Origin of the sequence: Gordonia sp. UBA7599, assembly GCA_002477755.1 — a bacterium.
In the GTDB taxonomy this organism is placed as follows: Bacteria; Actinomycetota; Actinomycetes; order Mycobacteriales; family Mycobacteriaceae; genus Gordonia.
On the sequence record DLKD01000007.1, the window covers coordinates 1 to 383 of the forward strand.

Here is a 383-nt window from a genome sequence, read left to right on the forward strand (position 1 = left end):
GGGCCTGATGTTCGGTTACGCCACCGATGAGACGCCCGAGTTGATGCCGGTCCCTATCGCACTCGCGCACCGCCTGGCGCGGCGCCTCACCGAGGTGCGCAAGGCCGGGATCCTGGACTACCTGCGCCCGGACGGCAAGACCCAGGTGACCATCGAGTACAACGGCGACAAGCCGGTGCGCCTGGACACCGTCGTCATCTCCACCCAGCACGCCGAGGGTATCGACCGTGACACGGTGCTGGCGCCGGCGCTCGCCGAGACCGTGCTGAAGCCGGTGCTCGACGAGTTCACCGTGGACGGCCTGGACACCTCGAGCCCTCGGCTGCTGGTGAACCCGACGGGCAGCTTCATCCTCGGTGGGCCGATGGGCGACGCCGGGCTGA

At 69.2% G+C, this 383-nt stretch carries 1 pseudogene; it reads left to right on the plus strand.

Features of this window, described 5'->3' with window-relative positions:
* A pseudogene (locus B4L26_RS00465) lies at positions 1-383 on the plus strand (methionine adenosyltransferase); the annotation flags it as partial.